Here is an 18,054-nt window from a genome sequence, read left to right on the forward strand (position 1 = left end):
TCGTGCCAAACAAGGAAGCATTCATGGAAAATATCATAGTACCAACGTCCGTACGCGCCCAACTCAAGCGAGGGCTCCTCGAGGTCAAAGTCGAAGACACCGTTCTCCCTCCAGCTGACCTGTTCGGTTTCGCAGAGCGCCGGAATCCCAAGCGAGCATTCCTTTTCGTGTCGAAAGTGCTGGGCCGCCATATACCCGTGCGCCCCTCGGTTATGGCTGCCAGCTTCGAGAGCCTAGCCGCCGAAATCCCGCCTGATCTCCCCGGTCCGGTGCTGGTCATTGGCATGGCCGAAACGGCGGTTGGCCTCGGTGCCGGTGTGCACCGCGCCTTCAGTGCCACCCGCTCTGACAGTGTGTACCTCATCAGCACTCGCCACCCCCTTGGTACTGACCTCTTCGCTCGATTCGAGGAAGAGCATAGCCATGCGAGTGCACACCTGATCCACATGCCCGTCGATCCCGAAATCAGGGAAGCGATGCTTCAGGCGCGGTCGCTGGTGCTGGTGGACGATGAGGCTTCTACTGGGAAGACCTTCGTCAATCTGCACCGCGCCTTGGTAGAGGCCGGACTGAGCAAGATCGAACGTATCGTCACGTGCGTCCTCACGGACTGGTCTGCTGGCGCTGTGCGCAAAACCATCGGGGAATCAGCCACTGCAGTTTCGCTGATGCAGGGTTCCTACCAGTTCCATGAAAACCCAGCTGCCCCGCTACCCGAAATGCCCGACGTGGGAGCAGTTTCCATCGGCGAGTGGCCTCTTTCGGCTGACAAGGACTGGGGGCGTTTGGGCGTTCGTCGTGTGGACGACACGCTTGCCCCCGACATCCGGGTTCACCCTAACGAGAAAGTCATCGTGGTGGGTACAAGTGAGTTCGTTTGGCGTCCCTTCCTGCTGGCTGAGCGACTGGAACGTGCTGGTGTGGACGTGCACTTCAGTTCTACCACCCGCTCTCCAATCGCCCTGGGCCACGCCATCGAGCACGCCCTGTCGTTCTCAGATAACTACGGTCTTGGCATCCCGAACTTCCTCTACAACGTGAAGCCGGGGCAGTTTGACCGAGTCCTGATCTGCTCCGAGACTCCCGAGCAGGCTGCTCCTGCAGAGCTGGTTGCTGCCCTGAATGCCGAGGTGATTTTCGATGGGCACTAATCGTCCCCTGGTATTCGTCGACCTCGACGACACCCTGTTCCAGACCTCTCGCAAGATGGTCGAAGGTACGCCGCGTACTACCGCGACGCTGGACGTACACGGCCAACCCAATGGGTACATGAACCCGATCCAGCACTCCTTCATCAGTTGGCTGCTGGCTTCTGCCGATGTAGTGCCTGTCACTGCGCGTGACGTTGAGGCCTACAGCCGCGTCAAGCTCCCCTTCACCGAGGGGGCTATCTGCTCGCATGGTGGTGTGATGCTCCACTCTGACGGCTCACTGGATCAGGACTGGCATGGCCAGATGGCAGAATCCCTTTGGGCCTTCCAGGATCGACTGCCAGCGTTGAGCGAAGCAACCTTGCGGATCGGGAAGGACATGGGCTATTCGCTCCGCGGTTGGGTTGTGGAAGAAGAAGGTCTGCGCCACTACGTGGTGACCAAACAGAACGAATCTGATGACGCTGTCCTCTCCAAGGTTCTGGCCGAGGTTCAAGCCCGAGGCATGCTGGAAGGCATGCACATTCACGCCAACGGCAACAACCTCGCTTTCCTGCCCAAGGGGCTGGCCAAGCGATTGGCAGTTCAAGAATGGCTGCGCCGTGACGCCAAGATCAATGGAGATCGCCCAGTCCTTGGCTTCGGCGACAGCATTACTGACCTAGGATTCATGGGCCTTTGCCACATGTGGGCTACACCCGCTCGCAGCCAATTGGCCAAGGCCGTGGAGGAGATGATCATTGAGTAATCTCCTTGCCACCCTGAATACCGTCGGCAGCGGAAGCTACGCGCCGGAAGACGTCCATTTCCTTCTGCGGTCGGTGCAAATGAATGTCACCGATGTCGAGGAGAAGGAGCGCCTGATTCAGACCAATCAGAAGCACTATTCGGAGATGATCAGCCAAGAACACGCGCCTACCGACGTTCACAAGTCCTTGTACGCTCGCGCGCTAGTGCTGAACGGTGCTCGCATGGCTGAAGATGTTCAATCTCTGGCTTTGGCGTTGAGTGCCGTCTGCACCGGCTCCAGCATCGCACTGGTTTCCTTCGTGCGCGCCGGCCTTCCCCTTGGCGTCCTGCTCCGTCGGGCACTGGTCGAGATGGGCCGTGACGCCCACCACTATGGCGTAAGCATTATCCGTGATCGTGGGATCGATACAGTGGCCCTCGAAGCGATCATCCAGTTGCACGGTGCTGAGAACATTGTCTTCGTGGATGGCTGGACCGGCAAGGGAGCAATCTCTGGCGAGCTCAAGCGGACGCTAGGTGCCGACAAGCGTTTCCCGGAAGAGCCCCGACTCGTTGTGCTAGCCGACCCCTGCGGCCGCGCATGGCTCGCCGCCTCCGCAGAGGACTGGGTTATCCCGTCCGGAATCTTGGGCGCAACCGTTTCCGGCTTGGTGTCTCGCTCCATCTGGCCGACTCAAGGTGGGCTTCATGGTTGCGTGGTCTACGACCACTTGAGTGAACACGACGTTACTCGTGAATTCATCGACAAGATCGAGGCTGAGCGCCAAGCGCTGAGTAGCGTCCAAACCGCATCGCCCTGGACGCACGAGCAGAGCCTGAAGCTCCAGGCCGCGGCCGAAAACGTGGTTACCTCCCTGGCTACCCGCTTTGGCATCAGCAACCTGAATCGCGTGAAACCAGGTATTGCCGAGGCTACCCGAGCAGTCCTGCGCCGAGTGCCCGATCACGTGCTGGTGCGAGATCGTAATGACGGCGACGTGCAACTCCTACTGCATCTCACCGAGCGCGCAGGGGTAACGGTGGAGGAGACCGGCGAGGCTCTTGGACCTTATCGTGCGGTAACCATCATCCGGAGTACGAACTGATGAAGGCGATTTCTCCATTCGCCCTCGGGGCGACTCTGTACATGCCGGCAACCCGCGATGACATCCTGGATGTGGTGTTCGGGATGAAGATCCCTGAGCTTCGCTCACTCGTTGTGTGCCTGGAAGATGCAGTGGCGGCGATCGACGTCGAAAGTGCACTCGCAAATCTGCAGGCCCTACTCATGGGCATTCAGGCCCGTGGCGGCCGCCCGGAACAAGGGCCGTTGCTCTTCCTCCGTCCTCGCGATGCAGAGATGGCAGCAGTGCTGAACGGATGGCCGCTGATGAAGCACGTCAACGGGTTCGTCGTTCCCAAGCTGACGCTGAAGTCTCTTCCTTTTTGGGAAGCCGCTGTTAGCAACCCTGACCTCTATCTCATGCCAACCCTGGAAACGAGCGATGTTTACGACCCGGGTGCCATGGTGGAGCTCGGCCAGGCTCTGAAGGCCAACCTGAACCAACGCATCATCGCACTCCGGATTGGCGGGAACGACCTCATGGGTTGCCTCGGCCTGCGCCGCAACCCTGCCACCACGCTCTACAACACACCGATGAGCTACGTGATTCCCATGCTCGCCGGCGTGATGGGAGCACAGGGATTTGCCCTGACGGCCCCTGTATTCGAGCAGTTGGCCACGCCTCATCTTCTTCAGGAGGAGTTGAAGCTCGACATCGCACATGGCCTGGTAGGCAAGACGGCAATTCATCCAAGTCAGATCCGCATCATTCAGGACACTCTCCGCGTGAGCCTGGAGGACCTCAACTGTGCCAAGCTGATCGTCAACGATGTAGCCCCCGCCGTCTTCAAGCACAACGATGCAATGTGCGAACCGGCTACTCATTACAAGTGGGCAGTGAACATCCTTGAACGCGCCAAGTGGCATGGTGTGAAAACCGCCGACATGGGCAATGGCGAGCACAGTGTCCGCCTGGCCGAGGCTTACTAATGAGCATCGAAATGCTGGAGGCTGGGCCGAAAGGAGCGAAGGTGCTCTCGGTGTTTGACTTCGATGGCACTCTCACCCGGCACGACAGCTTCGTGCCGTTCCTTCGGTTTGCCTTCGGCACTCGCGAGTTCACCCAACGCATTCTCAGGTTGGCGCTGCCCACCCTGAGGTATCTCTCCAGGGGCATGTCCCGGGATGAGCTTAAGGCCCAGTTGATAGGCACATTTCTCGCTGGCGTGGAAGCCAAATGGGTATGTCAGAAAGCTGAAGATTTTTGCCAGTTGGTTTGGCCCAAGCTCATGCGCCCATCAGGGGTAAGATCAGTCGCGGCCGAAATTGCGTCCGGAGCGGAGGTTACACTCTGCTCGGCTTCTCCGGCGCTAGTTCTGCGGCCCTTCGCCGAACGTCTCGGCATCAAGCTCATCGGTACAGAACTGGAAGTGGTCGATGGTCACTTGACCGGCAGGATCAGCGGAAACAACTGTCGCTGCGAGAACAAGGTACGCCGATTGGAAGCCATATATGGCCCTCTGACACAGTATCGGTTGAGGGCCTGGGGGGATACCCATGGCGATCATGAATTATTGGATGCAGCGCAAGATGCGCATTGGCGTCATTTTCACCCCGCGTGGCGGCGTTCCCGCTCGCGGTATAGCAAGGCCGGGAGCTCGGTGAGTGTTTCTCCGCGTGACTCCCACTCGAACTCTGAAGATCAACAAGGAGCGTAAGCATGGCAATCACCCTGAGCAAAAATCAGAGCATTTCGCTGGAAAAAACTGCCGGCAGCGGCCTGACCTCGGTCAGCCTCGGACTGGGTTGGGATCCGGTAAAGTCTGGAGGTTTCCTCTCCAAGCTCCTCGGCAGTGGCAACGACGAGATCGACCTCGACGCCTCCTGCATTCTGCTGGACGGGAACATGAAGCCGGTGGATCTGGTTTGGTTCCGTCAGCTTAGCTCGAAGGACGGCTCCATCAAGCACTCCGGCGACAATCTCACCGGTGAAGGCGATGGCGACGATGAAACCATCAACGTCGACCTGCAGCGTCTGCCAGCCTCCGTCCAGCACCTGGTGTTCACCGTCAACAGCTTCCGCGGTCAGAAGTTCGACCAGGTGGAAAATGCTTATTGCCGAATCGTGAACAACTCGAAGAACCAGGAGCTGGCGCGCTTCAACCTCGCCGAGAAGGGCCAGCACACCGGCGTAGTAATGGCTAGCCTCAGCCGCAAGGGTAACGATTGGGACTTCAAGGCGATCGGCCAGTCCACTAACGGCCGCACTGCGGACGACCTCGTCAACCTGGCTATTCAGGCGGTACGCGCATGACAACCCTGGTACCTGGCGGTAATGCGCCGGTTGCCACCGGCCAACTGCGTGTGGACATCAGTTATACGCCGGCTCCAGGCGCAGACATCGATATCTCTGCATTCGCCCTAACCACCTCGGGGAAGGTTCGCGGCGATGGCGACATGTGCTTCTACGGTCAAACTAGTATTCTAGGTGGGGCTGTTCAGCTAACCGCCAATTCGGCCGGTCGTGCTGAGTTCACAGTCGACCTCAGCCGTGTTGATCCTGCCGTGGAGAAAGTTGCCCTCACCGCAACCATCTACGAGAACAAGGCAACCTTTGATCGCGTGTCGACGCTATCGCTAGCGCTCACTGGAGGGATCGAAGCTCAGATCCCAACACACGGGATGAATGAAACCGCCCTCATCCTCGGTGAGTTCTACCTTCGGCAGGGAGCGTGGAAGTTTCGTTGTGTCGCCCAGGGCTTCGCGGGAGGCTTGGGACCGCTGGCAAAGCACTTCGGCGTCGAAATCGCTGCACCGCCTTCCGCGCCGGCACCGACTCCCGCTGCGGCGCCTGCGCCGCCTCAAGTACCTCCAGCCCCGCCGAAGCCGACCATCAGCCTCAGCAAGGTAACGCTCGACAAGTCTCGCTCGAGCATCAGCCTGGACAAGCCTGCTGCAGGGTTTGGTGAGATCAAGGTGAACTTGAACTGGAACCAAGGTGGAAGTGGCGGTGTACTCGGCGGCATCTTTGGCAAGAGCAAGTCCGTCGACCTCGACGTTGGGTGTCTCTTCGAACTGCAAGATGGCTACAAGGGAGTTGTTCAGGCCCTGGGGGAGGCCTTCGGTGATCTGAACGATGAGCCCTACATTCAGTTGATGGGCGACGACCGAACTGGTTCTGTTGCTGGCGGCGAGTGGATGCACATCAACGGCCGGCAGTGGAGCGAGATCAAACGCATCCTGGTCTTCGCGTTCATCTACGAAGGTGCTCCGAACTGGAAAGCTACCGACGGCGTCGTGACGATCTTCATCCCGGGCCAGCCAGAAATCGAAGTTCGCCTGAACGAAGAAGGTGGACGCTATGGGATGTGCGCCATCGCCTTGCTTGAAAACGTAAACGGGGCCGTTAAGGTCTCCCGCAGAGTCGACTTCCACCGTGGGCACCAAGATATGGACAAAGCCTACGGCTGGGGGATGCGCTGGACGGCGGGCTCCAAGTAAACACTGATCCGGCGGGGCCGAAGGGCCCCGCTCACTGAGAGGAACACATGCTCGAATGGCTGAAAACCAACGCGACGAAAGCTCGCGAGACTCTGACGACTGAGGTCGCCAAGTTCAAAAATCGCACCTTCATGGAGGCAGTAGCAAATGCGTGCGCGCTGATCTCCGCGGCGGATGGTGAAATCAAATCCGAGGAGAAGATGAAGATGACCGGCTTCATCAATAACTCTCCGGAACTGAAGGTCTTCAACCTGAACGACGTGATCAAAGTCTTCAGCGACGCCTGCGGCAAGTTCGAGTTCGACTTCCAGATTGGTCAAGCTGAAGCCCTGAAGGCGATCAGCAAGGTCAAGGGCAAGGACGGCGAAGCACGGCTACTGGTGCGTGTGGCCTGCGCCATCGGCGCCTCCGACGGTGACTTCGATGATAAAGAGAAAGCGGCATGCCGCCTGATTTGCCTAGAGCTGGGTCTGAACCCGGCAGACTTCGAACTGTAAGGAAACTTAAACGTGGAAACGACTCACATTGGCTTCCCACCGCTGACCATGGCGGTATTCGTCGGCCTTGCACTTGCCGCGCTGTTGCTGGACATGGTTACCCATCGCGATGACAAGCCGATCACCCTGGCGCGCGCCTCTATCTGGTCCGTGTTCTGGGTGGCGATTTCTCTGGCGTTCGCAGGTTTCCTCTACGTGCAGCACGGCGCTGAAGTCGCCAGCCTGTTCGTCACCGGCTACGCCTTGGAGAAAGTGCTGTCGGTCGACAACCTGTTCGTCTTCATGGCCATCTTCGCCTGGTTCAAGGTGCCGGATGGCCTCCGTCACCGAGTTCTCTACTGGGGCATCATCGGCGCTATCGTCTTCCGTGGAGTATTCGTGGTCATCGGTACCGGCCTGCTGGCATTTGGCCCCTGGGTCGAGATCGTCTTCGCGCTGATCGTTGCCTGGACCGCTGTGATGATGCTCAAGGGCGGTGACGATGATGATGAAGAGGAGGACTACTCCCAACATCTTGCCTACCGCTTCGCGAAAAAGCTCTTCCCGGTATGGCCGAAGTTGTACGGTCATAACTTCTTTGTGAGCCGCAAGAAGCTAGAAGTCGAAGTGCAGAAACCCGAGAACAAAGACATAAGCCTGGCGGCGAAAGGTGGTCTTTTCGCCACTCCGCTTTTCTTGTGCTTGGTGGTAGTTGAGGTGTCCGATGTTCTGTTCGCCTTCGACTCGGTTCCGGCCGTAATCGCGGTGAGCCGTGAACCCCTGATCGTCTACTCGGCAATGTTGTTTGCCATCCTGGGTCTGCGCACCCTCTACTTCGTTCTCGAAGCACTGAAGCGCTATTTGGTGCACCTCGAGAAGGCGGTCATCGTGCTGCTGTTCTTCATCGCTGCCAAGCTCGGCCTGAACGCCACCAACCACCTGTTCCATCACGGCATCAGTATCGATCCGAATACCAGCCTGCTTATCGTCCTGGCAGTTCTGGCAGTCGGCATCCTCGCAAGCGTGATCTTCCCGGAAAAGGAAGAAGCGCAAGTCGAAAACCAGTAATCAGTAGCAACCACAAGGAGCTGTATACATGGCACTGTCTCTGCAAAAAGGTGGCAACCTCTCCCTGTCTAAAGAGGCGCCTGGCCTAACCAAAATTCTGGTAGGCCTGGGTTGGGACCCTCGCTCCACCGATGGCACCCAGTTCGACCTCGACGCCAGCGCTTTCCTGCTAAACGCCTCCGGTAAAGTCCGCGGCGATGCAGACTTCATCTTCTACAACCAACTCAAGAGTCCGGACGGTTCCGTTGAGCATACCGGCGACAACCGTGATGGCGCCGGCGACGGTGACGACGAGGCTATCAAGGTCGATCTGAGCCGCGTGCCGGTCGACGTCGACAAGATCGCCTTCACCGTGACGATCCATGACGCTGAAAATCGTCGCCAGAACTTCGGTCAGGTCGGCAACTCCTTCATCCGTATCGTTAACGAGACCAACGGCTCCGAGATTGTTCGTTACGATCTGGCCGAAGACGCCTCGACTGAAACCGCGATGATCTTCGCCGAGTTGTACCGCCACAACAGCGAATGGAAGTTCCGTGCTGTTGGTCAAGGCTACGCTGGTGGCCTGAAGGCCCTGGCCAACGGTTACGGTCTGACCGTCAACTGACCTCCATCTAATAAACTGAATCAAGGAATCACATTATGGCAGTTTCTCTCCAAAAGGGCGGCAACGTCAGTCTGTCCAAAGAAGCACCAGGTCTGACCGAGGTCATCGTGGGCCTGGGCTGGGATCCGCGCGTAACTGACGGCACCGAGTTCGATCTCGATGCCTCCGTTTTCGTCACTGGCGAAAACGGTAAAGTTCTCAACGACGCCAGCTTCATTTTCTACAACAACAAGACGAGCGCTGACGGCTCCATCGAGCATCTGGGTGACAACCGCTCCGGTCAGGGCGATGGCGACGACGAGCAAGTCAACGTCAAACTAAACGGCCTGGGCGCAGACGTGAAGAAGCTGGTCTTCGCCGTCACCATCCATGACGCCGAAGCTCGTAAGCAGTCCTTCGGCCAGGTGGGTAATGCCTACATCCGTGTCCTGAACAAAGCCGACGGCAAAGAGATTGCTCGCTTCGACCTGTCCGAAGACGCCTCCACCGAGACCGCCATGATCTTCGGCGAACTGTACCGTCACAACGACGAGTTCAAGTTCAAGGCGATCGGCCAAGGTTTTGCTGGCGGCTTGAAGCCTCTGGCTGAAGCTCACGGCGTGAGCATCGGCTAAGCCGAAAGGCGGAAAAAGCCCCGGAATTACCGGGGCTTTTTCATATCTGCAGGAAGAGAACGAGTGTCGTGGTCGGCAAGATAATGCGTTAGATAGCCGGATGATCGCAACTCGGTTGATCTCGTTAAGATCTATAACAGCAAAGACTGCAGCATGCGCGATTTAGACCGCCCAATGCATGTCATATTAAATTGAATCGCCCCTGGTTTCGTAGCTACATTGAGTTGAAACGGCCGATCAGTAGTGTATGTTCATTTGAGGCTTGAAGGGTTTTACGAAATCGTAGGCGATTCAGATAGCATGTAAGTGACCAGTTCCTGTCGGCTCTGGTTGGTTGGATTTTAAGACCTGTGAAATTACCGTGATGGGGAATGGAATGAAGTTAAAATCACTGGCAATGGCAGTACCTTTAGCACTGGCTGGCTGCGACTTCGTTAACGACCAGAAGCTCAATTTTGCTCATCAGGAGTATATGCAGGAGTGCTTTGCCACTTTTTCCAATAGTTGTAACGACAAAGCGATCGACTACAACATCATGCTTCTGGAAGTTATTAAGGGCAAAATGATTGCGGCAGGGCCTGAGCGTCTAGATCTCAAAGGGGAAAGTGCCGAGAGATTTGAAGAGCATGTAGAAAAATCCATCGGAAAAATGGTCGAGACTTTTGAAGTCATGAGGCCGGGCTTTTTTACTCGTGTATTTATGGGGGGGTTCGAGCCATTTGATGGGAAGTCTGTAAGAATTATTGAGGCATCAGATGCAGACGAACTTTTTAGTGCCATCCTTGAGGAGTATACGAAGCGGCTCCTAGAAAACAGAAAGAAGCTACAGGAAGTTTGGGAGCAAGCGCCGAATATGGTTTCCGAAGCGCCAAAGCCTGTCGAGTCTCTCAAAGAAGAGCCTGTTCAATCTGCTTCGCAGGATGTTGAGGCTAATGGGCTTAAGGTAGCGGTTGACGCGGCGATTATTGAGCACGCACAGCAGAATGCCGCCAGTGAATACGGCGAAGCCCGCCGTTACCTGCAGGTCGATTTCGACGGCAACGGCAGCACTGATGCAGTTGTGATGTACACTCTTGAGCCAATTAATGGCGGTAATTACAGCAACCAATATCTTGTTCCCCTCATCCATAACGGTGATGCGTGGGAAGCTAAGACACGCCTCGATATCATGAACTCCGCCTCTGATTTGGCTGACGAAGGCAATGGCGTTCTCAGCTATGTCGAGCTCTCGCACGGCCCAGATGATGCAGATTGCTGCCCATCCATGGAGACAAAGCGTCTGTATAAGTGGAATGGCTCTATTTTACAGGAGTACAAAAGTGATGGTGTAGTGCCGACACAGGCATCATCCAAACCTCTTGCTGAACCGCCTTTCTATTCAGTGCTTACGCTGAATGATTCATCGGACGAAAAAGAAGTGACGACCAAGCGAGTTTTGGAGTGCAGCATGGCCTCAAAACTTGTTGGGCAGTTAGCGTCGATAGACATCATCGCAGATAAGATTAATCAGACTGGGTTGGCCAATGCTATTAACCCTAATCCAGAAATTATGGCCGATTACCATCAGATGATTAAAAAGGATTGGTCGCTAAAAGATATGAATCGAGCAAGCCAAGATGAGTATTTAGTGGGGATCTATAATTCTGAATTCTGCCATAAGCTCCACGAACAGCCGGCAATTCAGGTTTCCGATGTCCCAGCCGATTAGTCTCAGTCTAGTATCCAGCTTCACTGAACTCGCACGTATAGCCCATAGATTGGCCAAGATCTCTGCCAGTCAGTGAGCAGCCCGGCATTTCCAGAGGACCTCGGAGGAAGAAATGGGATTTCGCTTCAGCAAACGAATTACGATCGTGCCTGGTGTTCGGCTCAACATCAGCGGGTCGGGCATCAGCACCTCTGTTGGGCCACGTGGACTAAGCTTAACGATGGGCAAGCGTGGTACCTACCTCAACGCTGGCCTGCCCGGGACCGGCCTCGCGTATCGTGAACGGCTGGACCGATCGGGGACAAGGAACGCGCCAAACCCTGCTGCAGACTCGGCAGGCTATTCCGGGCCGATCAAGGTCAAAGTCGACGATGATGGTTCGTTGATTATCACCGACTTGGAAGACGCTCCCCTTCCGCCGGCAATCGTGAAGAGGGTGAAGGTAGAGAAGAGTGACGAGATCCAGGCGCTTCTGGAAAAAGCTGCAGCCAAGATCAACCAGGCGCTCAATGAGTGCCTATCGGCTCATATGATGACCCCTCGGCCGGGTGCTCTGCCGGCGCTACCACAGGCATTCGATCTGGACGAACCGCGGCGACCTTCAACGGACGCTCCAGGGCTGCTCGACAAGATGCTCCTGCGGAGTTCTAAGATGGAAAAGGAGGCTCAGGAACTAGAAGCACAGTACCAGCAAGATCTTGTCGAGTGGAACGCTGCACGTGATGCTCACGAGAAGGCGCGATCCGACATTGATAAGGCCATTCGACTTGCCGCAAAGGGATACAGCGCTCAGATGGAGCGTGCCCTCGATTATGTCCTATCCGGCATTGCCTGGCCGAAAGAAACGCTCCTCGAGTACGAGTTCTCGCATGACGTTTCGGGCATTGCTCTGGACATAGATTTGCCTGGTGAAGGGGATGTGCCCAACCGAACTGCTGAAGCCAGGGGCAATGGCAAGCTCACCTTTAAAACCCGGTCCGAAGCTCAGACTCGTAAGGACTTCGTCTCACTTTGCTACGGCACCGTTTTCCGCGTGGTTGGGGAGGTTTTTGCCTTGCTCCCAGGCATCCAAAAGTGCCTTGCTTCCGGGTACATTCAGCGCACAGATTTGGCAACGGGGAGTATCGGGGATCAGTATGTAATCTCGGCGCTGATCTCTCGTGATCAATGGGAAACCTTGGACTTCAGCCGGCTGGAGGCGATAGATCCAGGTGCGACGTTGAAGGCATTCGGGGCCGTGGTGAGCGTCGACAGAACATCGCGGTTCCGAGAAATCACCCCAATGGACTTAGCCACCCTTGGCTGAACCAGGTAATCAAGGTCACGGCTCCTAAAAAAGAAAACCCGCCATCAAGGCGGGTTATCTGTTTTGAAGGACATTCTAGTAAAGACCTCCTTGGGTTTCTGGCGCTCCGCTAGCCGATGATCCCCTTCGCCGAAGCTTCCCTGATCCAGCTCGGGAATTCCTCCATGAGCTGGTCGTAGAGCCTTTCCTCAGTGACCTGGTGTAGGTCATCCAGCGCGAAGAAGCCACAGTTGTCCACTACTCGGCCTTTCATGTCGTCGAGCTTCTCCAGGATCCCGTAGCCTCTGCCCCCAAGGCCCACGAACTGCCAGTAGAGGGGCAGTTGCGCGGCATCGGTCATGAGCTTGGTGATCTTCCTGTTTTCATGGACGCCACCATCGCTGATGAAGAGCACATAGACTGGTGAGCGGTCGCCGTCGCTGAGGTAATGCTTGATCACCTGTTCCATTACCTTGGGTTCGTCGTTGATCCTGCTACCAACATTCCAGTCACGCCAACCATAGTTGTCGGTATTGATGAAGTTCTGGAAGTTACTCAGGGTAATCTCGGAGAGCTTCTGCGGTTGTGCTGCGAAAGCCCAGCAGTCGATCGAGCCGTCGTCATCAAAGTGGACAGCCAGGGGAAGCAGCCTGTTGACCACTTCTTGCACGCGGCCCTTGGCATACTGAGAATTCATGGAGCCCGAGGCATCAAGTACCAACGCTACGCGTGCCTTCACATGCGTCAGCTTCGCTTTTTCGAGACTTACCTGGGCTTTCTTGGCCAGGCTGATCAACTGCGGAGCGGCGGCCGCCACCTTCTTCTCCAACGAGATAGTGGCTTGAACGGGTGCCGATTCAGGTGGATCGGCGGGAGGTGCGTCATCTGCAACCTCGCCACCGAAATGCTTCACCAGGGCGCTGAGCCCTTCGTTGAAACCTTGGAGATTCGACGCCAGGCGCCATTGGCCATCTTTACGGTAGACGTCCGCCACCATGATGGCTTTTTCAGTGGCAAAGGTGTTGCCAGCGAAGGGGCAGGTAGCAACGATCATTCCGGTCGCATCCTTGATGGTGAAGGATGAAGACTGGATGTCGCACATGGCTCCTACGCCGTCGATTGCAGCGGTGAACACCAGGCGATCAATAGAAGAGGGGAGCCCTGCGAGGTTCAGACTGAACTCCGCGCCAGCTTGCTTCAAGCTGCCGCAAGGGGAGTTTGGCTGGTTGAAGAAGATCATGTAACGATCATCCGACAGCTTCCCTGCAACATCCAGACCGAAACAGGCGAGATCGACCGTGTAAGGGGAGTTGATCTGGATAGCGAGGGACAGGAACTGACCCTGCATAAGATTCGATAACGGGATACGTTGCCCCTGGCTGATCTGCATTTAGTGCTTCCTTGAGAGTTCTATCATGCACCAGGTGCAGCACAGGATAGTACCGTGCCTTGGGGGCTCCGGTGGCAGGAATGTGCAGCCTAGAGGAACTAACGCGCCAGCTTGACCATAACGGCGCAGATTGATCAACCAAGCCAGCACATAAACGTGTCATCGTTGACGATCAGCTCTCTGCTTCTTTGGCTTTGCCTTTGTGGCTGCTAGCTGTTTCTCGGTCATGTATACCGGACGCCAAATCCTGAAGCGTACCGGCTGAGTGTTCAGGCGTTACTGCTGTACCCTGATCCCAAGACTCTCAGCGGCAGAGGTTACCTGAGTATTGTGGACTTACACCGCTTGCTGTCCCTCCTGCCTGCTAAATGATTGTTCGAAAGGCTGGTGGCAAGCACCGACCTCGGTACACTGGCCTGAAACAAAATGAAGGCCGCCGACATGTTCGATCTTGACCACTCCCTCGCTCAGGAAATCGTCGACCGAGCGATGGCCATCCTTCCGCGAAACGTGAACGTGATGGATAGCCAGGGCTTGATCATTGGGACGGGCGAGGCTGAGCGCCTCTATACCCGCCACGAAGGGGCCCAGCTGGTACTCGCCAACAGCAGGGCTGTTGAGATCGACAACGCAGCCGCTGGCGCTCTCAGGGGCGTGCAAGAAGGGGTGAACTTCCCGCTTTGCCTGGATGGCCAGGTGATCGGCGTTATTGGCGTATCTGGTGCGCCTGATGAGGTACGCACGTTCGCTGAGATGGTTCGAATGACCGCTGAGATGCTGGTCGCCCAACGAAATGATCAGCAGCACCGGATTTGGCTCCAGAAGCGGATCGAAGACGTTCTGACAGCCATCCTCCTGTCTGGCCAATCTGCTCAACGGGCCATCGTTGAGGCCCAACGATTGGGGCTGAGACCTGACCTTCGCCGCACGGCAGTCCTTCTCGAGATGGCAACCCCAGAAGACCTTGACCTGGCGGCCGAATGGATTCGGCACCAGGCCGCAGACGCCTGGTGTGTTCCTCTACATGCCTTGGGCCTAGTCTGGTGTCCGCCCCGGTCAGCACCACCGGATTTTCGTGAGCGGGTAGCCCGCGCTGGAATTCCGTTTACCCGGGTAGCGATCGGAACTCCTAACACCGAAACGAAGGCTCTACATTCTGAAGTTGAGCAGCTATCGGACTTGATGGCCTATGCCCAAGCCAAAATGCCAGATGCACAATGGCTGGACCTGTCTGCTCACAGAATTCCGGTGGCGGTGTGGCGCTTTCGTTCTGAGAACGGCTTTCTGCAACTGGCACTCCCCTACGTCGCTCTGCAGCAAGAGGACAGCAATGGGCAGCTTCGCAGGACATTGAAATGCTGGTTCGAGCATGGAAGTGACGGCCAGGCCTGCGCCGAGGCCTTGAATATCCACCGGAATAGCCTTCGCTACAGACTTGAGCGAATTGCCGATATTTCCGGGGTCGACCTCGCATCACCGAAAGGTACGACTGAACTCTACCTGGCGATGATCCTGGCGGCAGAGTAAGACATTCGTCGTCCTTATGAATTTGCACAAAAGGACAACGAAAAATCTGTGATTCCAACCTATCCGCACCAGAGCTCGTGCAGAAACAATCCCTCTCAACAACATCGCGAAGCCTGAGGGGAAATGCATGAAAGTCGTGATCGCGCCGGACTCGTTCAAAGAAAGCCTACCTGCAGAGCTCGTTGCAGAAGCCATTGCTCAAGGAGTGCGGGATTCGGCTCCAGACGCTCAAATCGTGTGCATGCCCATGGCAGACGGCGGTGAGGGCACCGTCGACGCCGTCCTGGCTGCCACCGGTGGAGAGCGGCGGGTCAGTACCGTCCAAGGACCACTTGGGGCGGAAGTCCAAGCAGCTTGGGGCTGGCTTAACGAGTCTCGCACCGCTGTGATTGAAATGGCGGCAGCCAGTGGCATTCACTTGGTTCTGGCCGCGGAACGCGACGCTACGCGCGCTTCCACCTTCGGAACCGGTCAACTGGTCCAGCAAGCCCTGAGTGCTGGCGCGCAACGAATCATCATGGGGTTTGGGGGGAGCGCGACCAATGATGGCGGTACCGGAATGCTGCGAGCGCTTGGTGCCAGGTTTCTCGACTCTGCCGGCGATGAGATCGAGGAGGGTGGCCTGGCGCTCAAAGCTCTTCGCCAGATCGACTTGAACAGACTCGATGAGAGGCTACATAAAGTCCGGATTGAAGTTGCATGTGATGTCAACAATCCATTGACCGGGCTGCACGGAGCCTCACACGTTTTCGGCCCGCAGAAAGGTGCAACGCCTGATCAGGTCTTGGCTTTGGATGAGGCTCTGAATACGTATGCCGATATTGTGGCCGCGCTTCTTCAGAAAGACGTACGTGACTTTCCTGGGGCTGGCGCGGCGGGGGGAATCGGGTTCGCCGCCAAAGCATTTCTACATGCGGAATTCCGGCCTGGTGTTCAACTGATCGCGGATTTGTCTGGACTGAGTCAGGCTGTTCAAGGAGCAGACCTTGTGATCACCGGCGAAGGGAGGTTGGATGAACAGACGCTGTACGGAAAGACCCCTGCCGGGGTGGCTGTCATCGCTTCTGCTGCGGGAGTGCCTGTCGTGGCAATCGCTGGCACGCTGGGAGTCGGATATCAGCGGCTGCGCGACATTGGAATCGTTGCAGCCTTCTCCATCACCTCTGGGCCCATGACGCTCGAATCAGCGTGCTCCGACGCCGCAACTCTTCTCCGGGATAGGGCATCGGATTTAGTGCAACTGTGGAAGGTTGCCAGAGTAGGGGGTTCCTGAGGATATCCTCCAGCCGCTAGGAGCTAATGAGGGCCGCGGGTGGTGTTGTGCAAAGCAACCACGTATGCGGCCAGTGCAGCATCACCCCCCGGAAGTAGCCAATGTGCAGTTGCTTACGTGGTTGCGGGGCTAGAGAATTCGGTTGACATCGGAGATTATCCTTCGCGACTTGAGCCTTCACTGTAACGGCACAAGGGGAGACTGTGCCAGATGCCGGCTAACTGGCATCATTCGGCTCGGGCGTTATGGTTAACGGGGTGCATAAACCACCCTGGGCCGCCAATAACGCAGATAGGCGATCAACAAGTAAAGGATGATCTCGATGCAACTTCGTGCAGCAGTCTCCGGTCTGCTTCTGGCCCTCCTGGCCGGCCAAACTGTGGCAGCAAGCTTTGACTGCTCCAAGGCCAGCAGCTTCCCCGAAACAGAAATCTGCCGTGATGGCTACCTGTCCGGGTTGGACGAGTGGTTAGCTAGATCCTATAAGGCCGCCCTGGAGGTAAATCCTGGCCAGTCTGATGCGGTCCGTCAGTCGCAACGTGAATGGCTCGCGACAAGGAATGCGTGTACTGACCAGCAGTGCCTCGACAGCACTATCGGCGCCCGCATCCAGGCGCTTGATCAATATGTGACGGCGGAGAAGGGTAAGGCTGCATCGGCTTTAGCCCATGCCCAGCTGAACAAGCACCAGGAAGCGGAGGCCATCAGGCAGCGGCAAACTGCGGAGCGTCTAGCGACTGAAGAAGCAGCTCGACAGGCGCAGATCGAGAATCAGCGCCAGTTGGCAATCATCGAACTCCAGCAGCGTGCTCAGGCCGCCCAAGCGCTCGAAACTCAACGTGCTGGAGAGCACCAGCAGGTACCAGCCCAGATGCCGCAGTACCAACCCCCTCAAAAGGTTGCGCCAGCTTCGAGTGCAACCTCGTCCTCGCCGTCATACCGCTCGCCGGAGAAAAGTCTGTGGCAGCAGTTCAAATCTAGCCCGGCCTGGAAGTACTTGCTGCTGGCGGGGGCACTTCTGACAGCTTGGGCGATGTGGAGACACCATCAGGGGCAAACAACCATCTACAACGACTACACGGATGCCGCGATTACGAACCTCTTGCCGGCTGCAGGCGTGGTACTGGCCTTCTTGATGAACTGGCTCGAGCTGCCTCGTCAACTCGCAATGGTGGCAGGCCTCACGGGTTTCATGTTTGCATTGATGTTCGCGGTGTATGCGTCTGTGCGAACCAATCAGGGATGGATGAGCATCAGCTTGTCGCTCATCGCCAAGATGACTCTGGTGTCAGTATTCTATGCAGTAATAGGCGCACTGGTGGCATCGCTATTCTTAAGCACCAAGTACAAAGGGGAGTCCCAGGCGAGAGCGAATGCAAGGAACCGACGGGAGAAGAAAGAAACGATGGCCATGATCTCCGTGCTCACTACTGCCTACACCTTCCTTTCGGCTTGGCTGTGCCGACGGCAAGAGTTCATCTCTGTTTCTGAATGCCTAGCTTTTGACTCGACCGCAAGCGTTGCTTAAGTCAACTCATGAGACGCGGTCATCGCGCCTCATGCTGATTCAGCCTCGGCGGCATCAATGTCTTCCGCATCCCACAAATCAGTTTTATTGCTCAGTATCCTGCAGCCCGGATTGGCTTCAACCTTTCCCTTCTC

17 protein-coding genes are annotated in these 18,054 nt (G+C 56.6%); 16 read left to right on the top strand and 1 reads right to left on the bottom strand.

Annotation, left to right across the window (positions count from 1 at the left end; translation table 11 throughout):
* The first annotated feature begins 23 nt into the window (after positions 1 to 23).
* The 13 genes from HMPREF2886_RS18550 (at position 24) to HMPREF2886_RS18610 (ending at position 12,223) form a co-directional block, all read left to right on the top strand.
* Positions 24 to 1,151 (top strand): phosphoribosyltransferase domain-containing protein, encoded by a 1,128-nt coding sequence (locus HMPREF2886_RS18550; RefSeq protein ID WP_023083411.1) that lies wholly within the window; start codon positions 24 to 26, stop codon positions 1,149 to 1,151.
* The gene (locus HMPREF2886_RS18555; RefSeq protein WP_003090785.1) at positions 1,141 to 1,899 is read left to right on the top strand and encodes an HAD family hydrolase; all 759 of its coding nucleotides are present in this window, start codon (positions 1,141 to 1,143) and stop codon (positions 1,897 to 1,899) included. Before HMPREF2886_RS18550 ends, HMPREF2886_RS18555 begins: the two co-directional genes overlap by 11 nt.
* Positions 1,892 to 2,986, top strand: a complete 1,095-nt coding sequence (locus HMPREF2886_RS18560; RefSeq protein ID WP_003090784.1) for a cysteine protease StiP family protein — start codon at positions 1,892 to 1,894, stop codon at positions 2,984 to 2,986. The genes HMPREF2886_RS18555 and HMPREF2886_RS18560 overlap by 8 nt, the downstream gene beginning before the upstream one ends.
* Positions 2,986 to 3,933 carry an HpcH/HpaI aldolase/citrate lyase family protein gene (locus tag HMPREF2886_RS18565; RefSeq protein WP_023083412.1) on the top strand — a complete coding sequence of 316 codons (948 nt, stop codon included), beginning with the start codon at positions 2,986 to 2,988 and terminating at the stop codon, positions 3,931 to 3,933. The genes HMPREF2886_RS18560 and HMPREF2886_RS18565 overlap by 1 nt, the downstream gene beginning before the upstream one ends.
* Positions 3,933 to 4,661 (top strand): HAD family hydrolase, encoded by a 729-nt coding sequence (locus HMPREF2886_RS18570; RefSeq protein WP_023083413.1) that lies wholly within the window; start codon positions 3,933 to 3,935, stop codon positions 4,659 to 4,661. The genes HMPREF2886_RS18565 and HMPREF2886_RS18570 overlap by 1 nt, the downstream gene beginning before the upstream one ends.
* A 2-nt stretch (positions 4,662 to 4,663) precedes the next feature.
* The gene (locus HMPREF2886_RS18575; protein WP_023083414.1) at positions 4,664 to 5,257 is read left to right on the top strand and encodes a TerD family protein; all 594 of its coding nucleotides are present in this window, start codon (positions 4,664 to 4,666) and stop codon (positions 5,255 to 5,257) included.
* Positions 5,254 to 6,444, top strand: coding sequence for a TerD family protein (locus HMPREF2886_RS18580; RefSeq protein WP_023083415.1), 1,191 nt, complete (start codon positions 5,254 to 5,256; stop codon positions 6,442 to 6,444). The genes HMPREF2886_RS18575 and HMPREF2886_RS18580 overlap by 4 nt, the downstream gene beginning before the upstream one ends.
* Positions 6,445 to 6,491: 47 nt before the next feature.
* Positions 6,492 to 6,941 carry a tellurite resistance TerB family protein gene (locus HMPREF2886_RS18585; RefSeq protein ID WP_010792504.1) on the top strand — a complete coding sequence of 150 codons (450 nt, stop codon included), beginning with the start codon at positions 6,492 to 6,494 and terminating at the stop codon, positions 6,939 to 6,941.
* A 12-nt stretch (positions 6,942 to 6,953) separates the two neighbouring features.
* A complete protein-coding gene (locus HMPREF2886_RS18590; protein WP_003090778.1) occupies positions 6,954 to 7,988 on the top strand; it encodes a TerC/Alx family metal homeostasis membrane protein in 1,035 nt (344 codons plus the stop codon).
* 28 nt (positions 7,989 to 8,016) lie between these two features.
* Positions 8,017 to 8,595 (top strand): TerD family protein, encoded by a 579-nt coding sequence (locus HMPREF2886_RS18595; RefSeq protein ID WP_003090777.1) that lies wholly within the window; start codon positions 8,017 to 8,019, stop codon positions 8,593 to 8,595.
* A 35-nt stretch (positions 8,596 to 8,630) separates the two neighbouring features.
* On the top strand, positions 8,631 to 9,209 hold the full coding sequence (locus HMPREF2886_RS18600) for a TerD family protein (protein ID WP_003090776.1): 579 nt from the start codon (positions 8,631 to 8,633) through the stop codon (positions 9,207 to 9,209).
* A 376-nt stretch (positions 9,210 to 9,585) separates the two neighbouring features.
* Positions 9,586 to 10,917, top strand: coding sequence for a hypothetical protein (locus tag HMPREF2886_RS18605; protein ID WP_023083416.1), 1,332 nt, complete (start codon positions 9,586 to 9,588; stop codon positions 10,915 to 10,917).
* Between the two features lie 112 nt (positions 10,918 to 11,029).
* The gene (locus HMPREF2886_RS18610) at positions 11,030 to 12,223 is read left to right on the top strand and encodes a DUF4236 domain-containing protein (RefSeq protein WP_023083417.1); all 1,194 of its coding nucleotides are present in this window, start codon (positions 11,030 to 11,032) and stop codon (positions 12,221 to 12,223) included.
* A gap of 109 nt (positions 12,224 to 12,332) precedes the next feature.
* On the opposite strand, the gene HMPREF2886_RS18615 is transcribed toward HMPREF2886_RS18610, so the two are convergent.
* The gene (locus HMPREF2886_RS18615) at positions 12,333 to 13,592 is read right to left on the bottom strand and encodes a VWA domain-containing protein (RefSeq protein WP_023083418.1); all 1,260 of its coding nucleotides are present in this window, start codon (positions 13,590 to 13,592) and stop codon (positions 12,333 to 12,335) included.
* 441 nt (positions 13,593 to 14,033) lie between these two features.
* Between HMPREF2886_RS18615 and HMPREF2886_RS18620 the strand changes: the two genes are divergently transcribed.
* The 3 genes from HMPREF2886_RS18620 (at position 14,034) to HMPREF2886_RS18630 (ending at position 17,920) form a co-directional block, all read left to right on the top strand.
* A complete protein-coding gene (locus HMPREF2886_RS18620; protein WP_070748072.1) occupies positions 14,034 to 15,119 on the top strand; it encodes a sugar diacid recognition domain-containing protein in 1,086 nt (361 codons plus the stop codon).
* A gap of 127 nt (positions 15,120 to 15,246) precedes the next feature.
* Positions 15,247 to 16,392, top strand: coding sequence for a glycerate kinase (locus HMPREF2886_RS18625; protein WP_023083420.1), 1,146 nt, complete (start codon positions 15,247 to 15,249; stop codon positions 16,390 to 16,392).
* Between the two features lie 322 nt (positions 16,393 to 16,714).
* Complete coding sequence (locus HMPREF2886_RS18630; RefSeq protein WP_023083421.1) at positions 16,715 to 17,920, top strand: hypothetical protein; 1,206 nt, start codon at positions 16,715 to 16,717, stop codon at positions 17,918 to 17,920.
* The last annotated feature ends 134 nt before the right edge of the window (positions 17,921 to 18,054 follow it).

The organism is Pseudomonas sp. HMSC066A08 (assembly GCF_001813025.1).
In the GTDB taxonomy this organism is placed as follows: Bacteria; Pseudomonadota; Gammaproteobacteria; order Pseudomonadales; family Pseudomonadaceae; genus Pseudomonas; species Pseudomonas aeruginosa.

Coding starts and splice junctions, on each gene's coding strand:
- HMPREF2886_RS18595 (WP_003090777.1), top strand. CDS start 8,017: ATGGCACTGTCTCTGCAAAAAGGTGGCAACCTCTCCCTGTCTAAAGAG.
- HMPREF2886_RS18570 (WP_023083413.1), top strand. CDS start 3,933: ATGAGCATCGAAATGCTGGAGGCTGGGCCGAAAGGAGCGAAGGTGCTC.
- HMPREF2886_RS18580 (WP_023083415.1), top strand. CDS start 5,254: ATGACAACCCTGGTACCTGGCGGTAATGCGCCGGTTGCCACCGGCCAA.
- HMPREF2886_RS18620 (WP_070748072.1), top strand. CDS start 14,034: ATGTTCGATCTTGACCACTCCCTCGCTCAGGAAATCGTCGACCGAGCG.
- HMPREF2886_RS18565 (WP_023083412.1), top strand. CDS start 2,986: ATGAAGGCGATTTCTCCATTCGCCCTCGGGGCGACTCTGTACATGCCG.
- HMPREF2886_RS18600 (WP_003090776.1), top strand. CDS start 8,631: ATGGCAGTTTCTCTCCAAAAGGGCGGCAACGTCAGTCTGTCCAAAGAA.
- HMPREF2886_RS18630 (WP_023083421.1), top strand. CDS start 16,715: ATGCAACTTCGTGCAGCAGTCTCCGGTCTGCTTCTGGCCCTCCTGGCC.
- HMPREF2886_RS18555 (WP_003090785.1), top strand. CDS start 1,141: ATGGGCACTAATCGTCCCCTGGTATTCGTCGACCTCGACGACACCCTG.
- HMPREF2886_RS18610 (WP_023083417.1), top strand. CDS start 11,030: ATGGGATTTCGCTTCAGCAAACGAATTACGATCGTGCCTGGTGTTCGG.
- HMPREF2886_RS18625 (WP_023083420.1), top strand. CDS start 15,247: ATGAAAGTCGTGATCGCGCCGGACTCGTTCAAAGAAAGCCTACCTGCA.
- HMPREF2886_RS18575 (WP_023083414.1), top strand. CDS start 4,664: ATGGCAATCACCCTGAGCAAAAATCAGAGCATTTCGCTGGAAAAAACT.
- HMPREF2886_RS18550 (WP_023083411.1), top strand. CDS start 24: ATGGAAAATATCATAGTACCAACGTCCGTACGCGCCCAACTCAAGCGA.
- HMPREF2886_RS18585 (WP_010792504.1), top strand. CDS start 6,492: ATGCTCGAATGGCTGAAAACCAACGCGACGAAAGCTCGCGAGACTCTG.
- HMPREF2886_RS18615 (WP_023083418.1), bottom strand. CDS start 13,592: ATGCAGATCAGCCAGGGGCAACGTATCCCGTTATCGAATCTTATGCAG.
- HMPREF2886_RS18605 (WP_023083416.1), top strand. CDS start 9,586: ATGAAGTTAAAATCACTGGCAATGGCAGTACCTTTAGCACTGGCTGGC.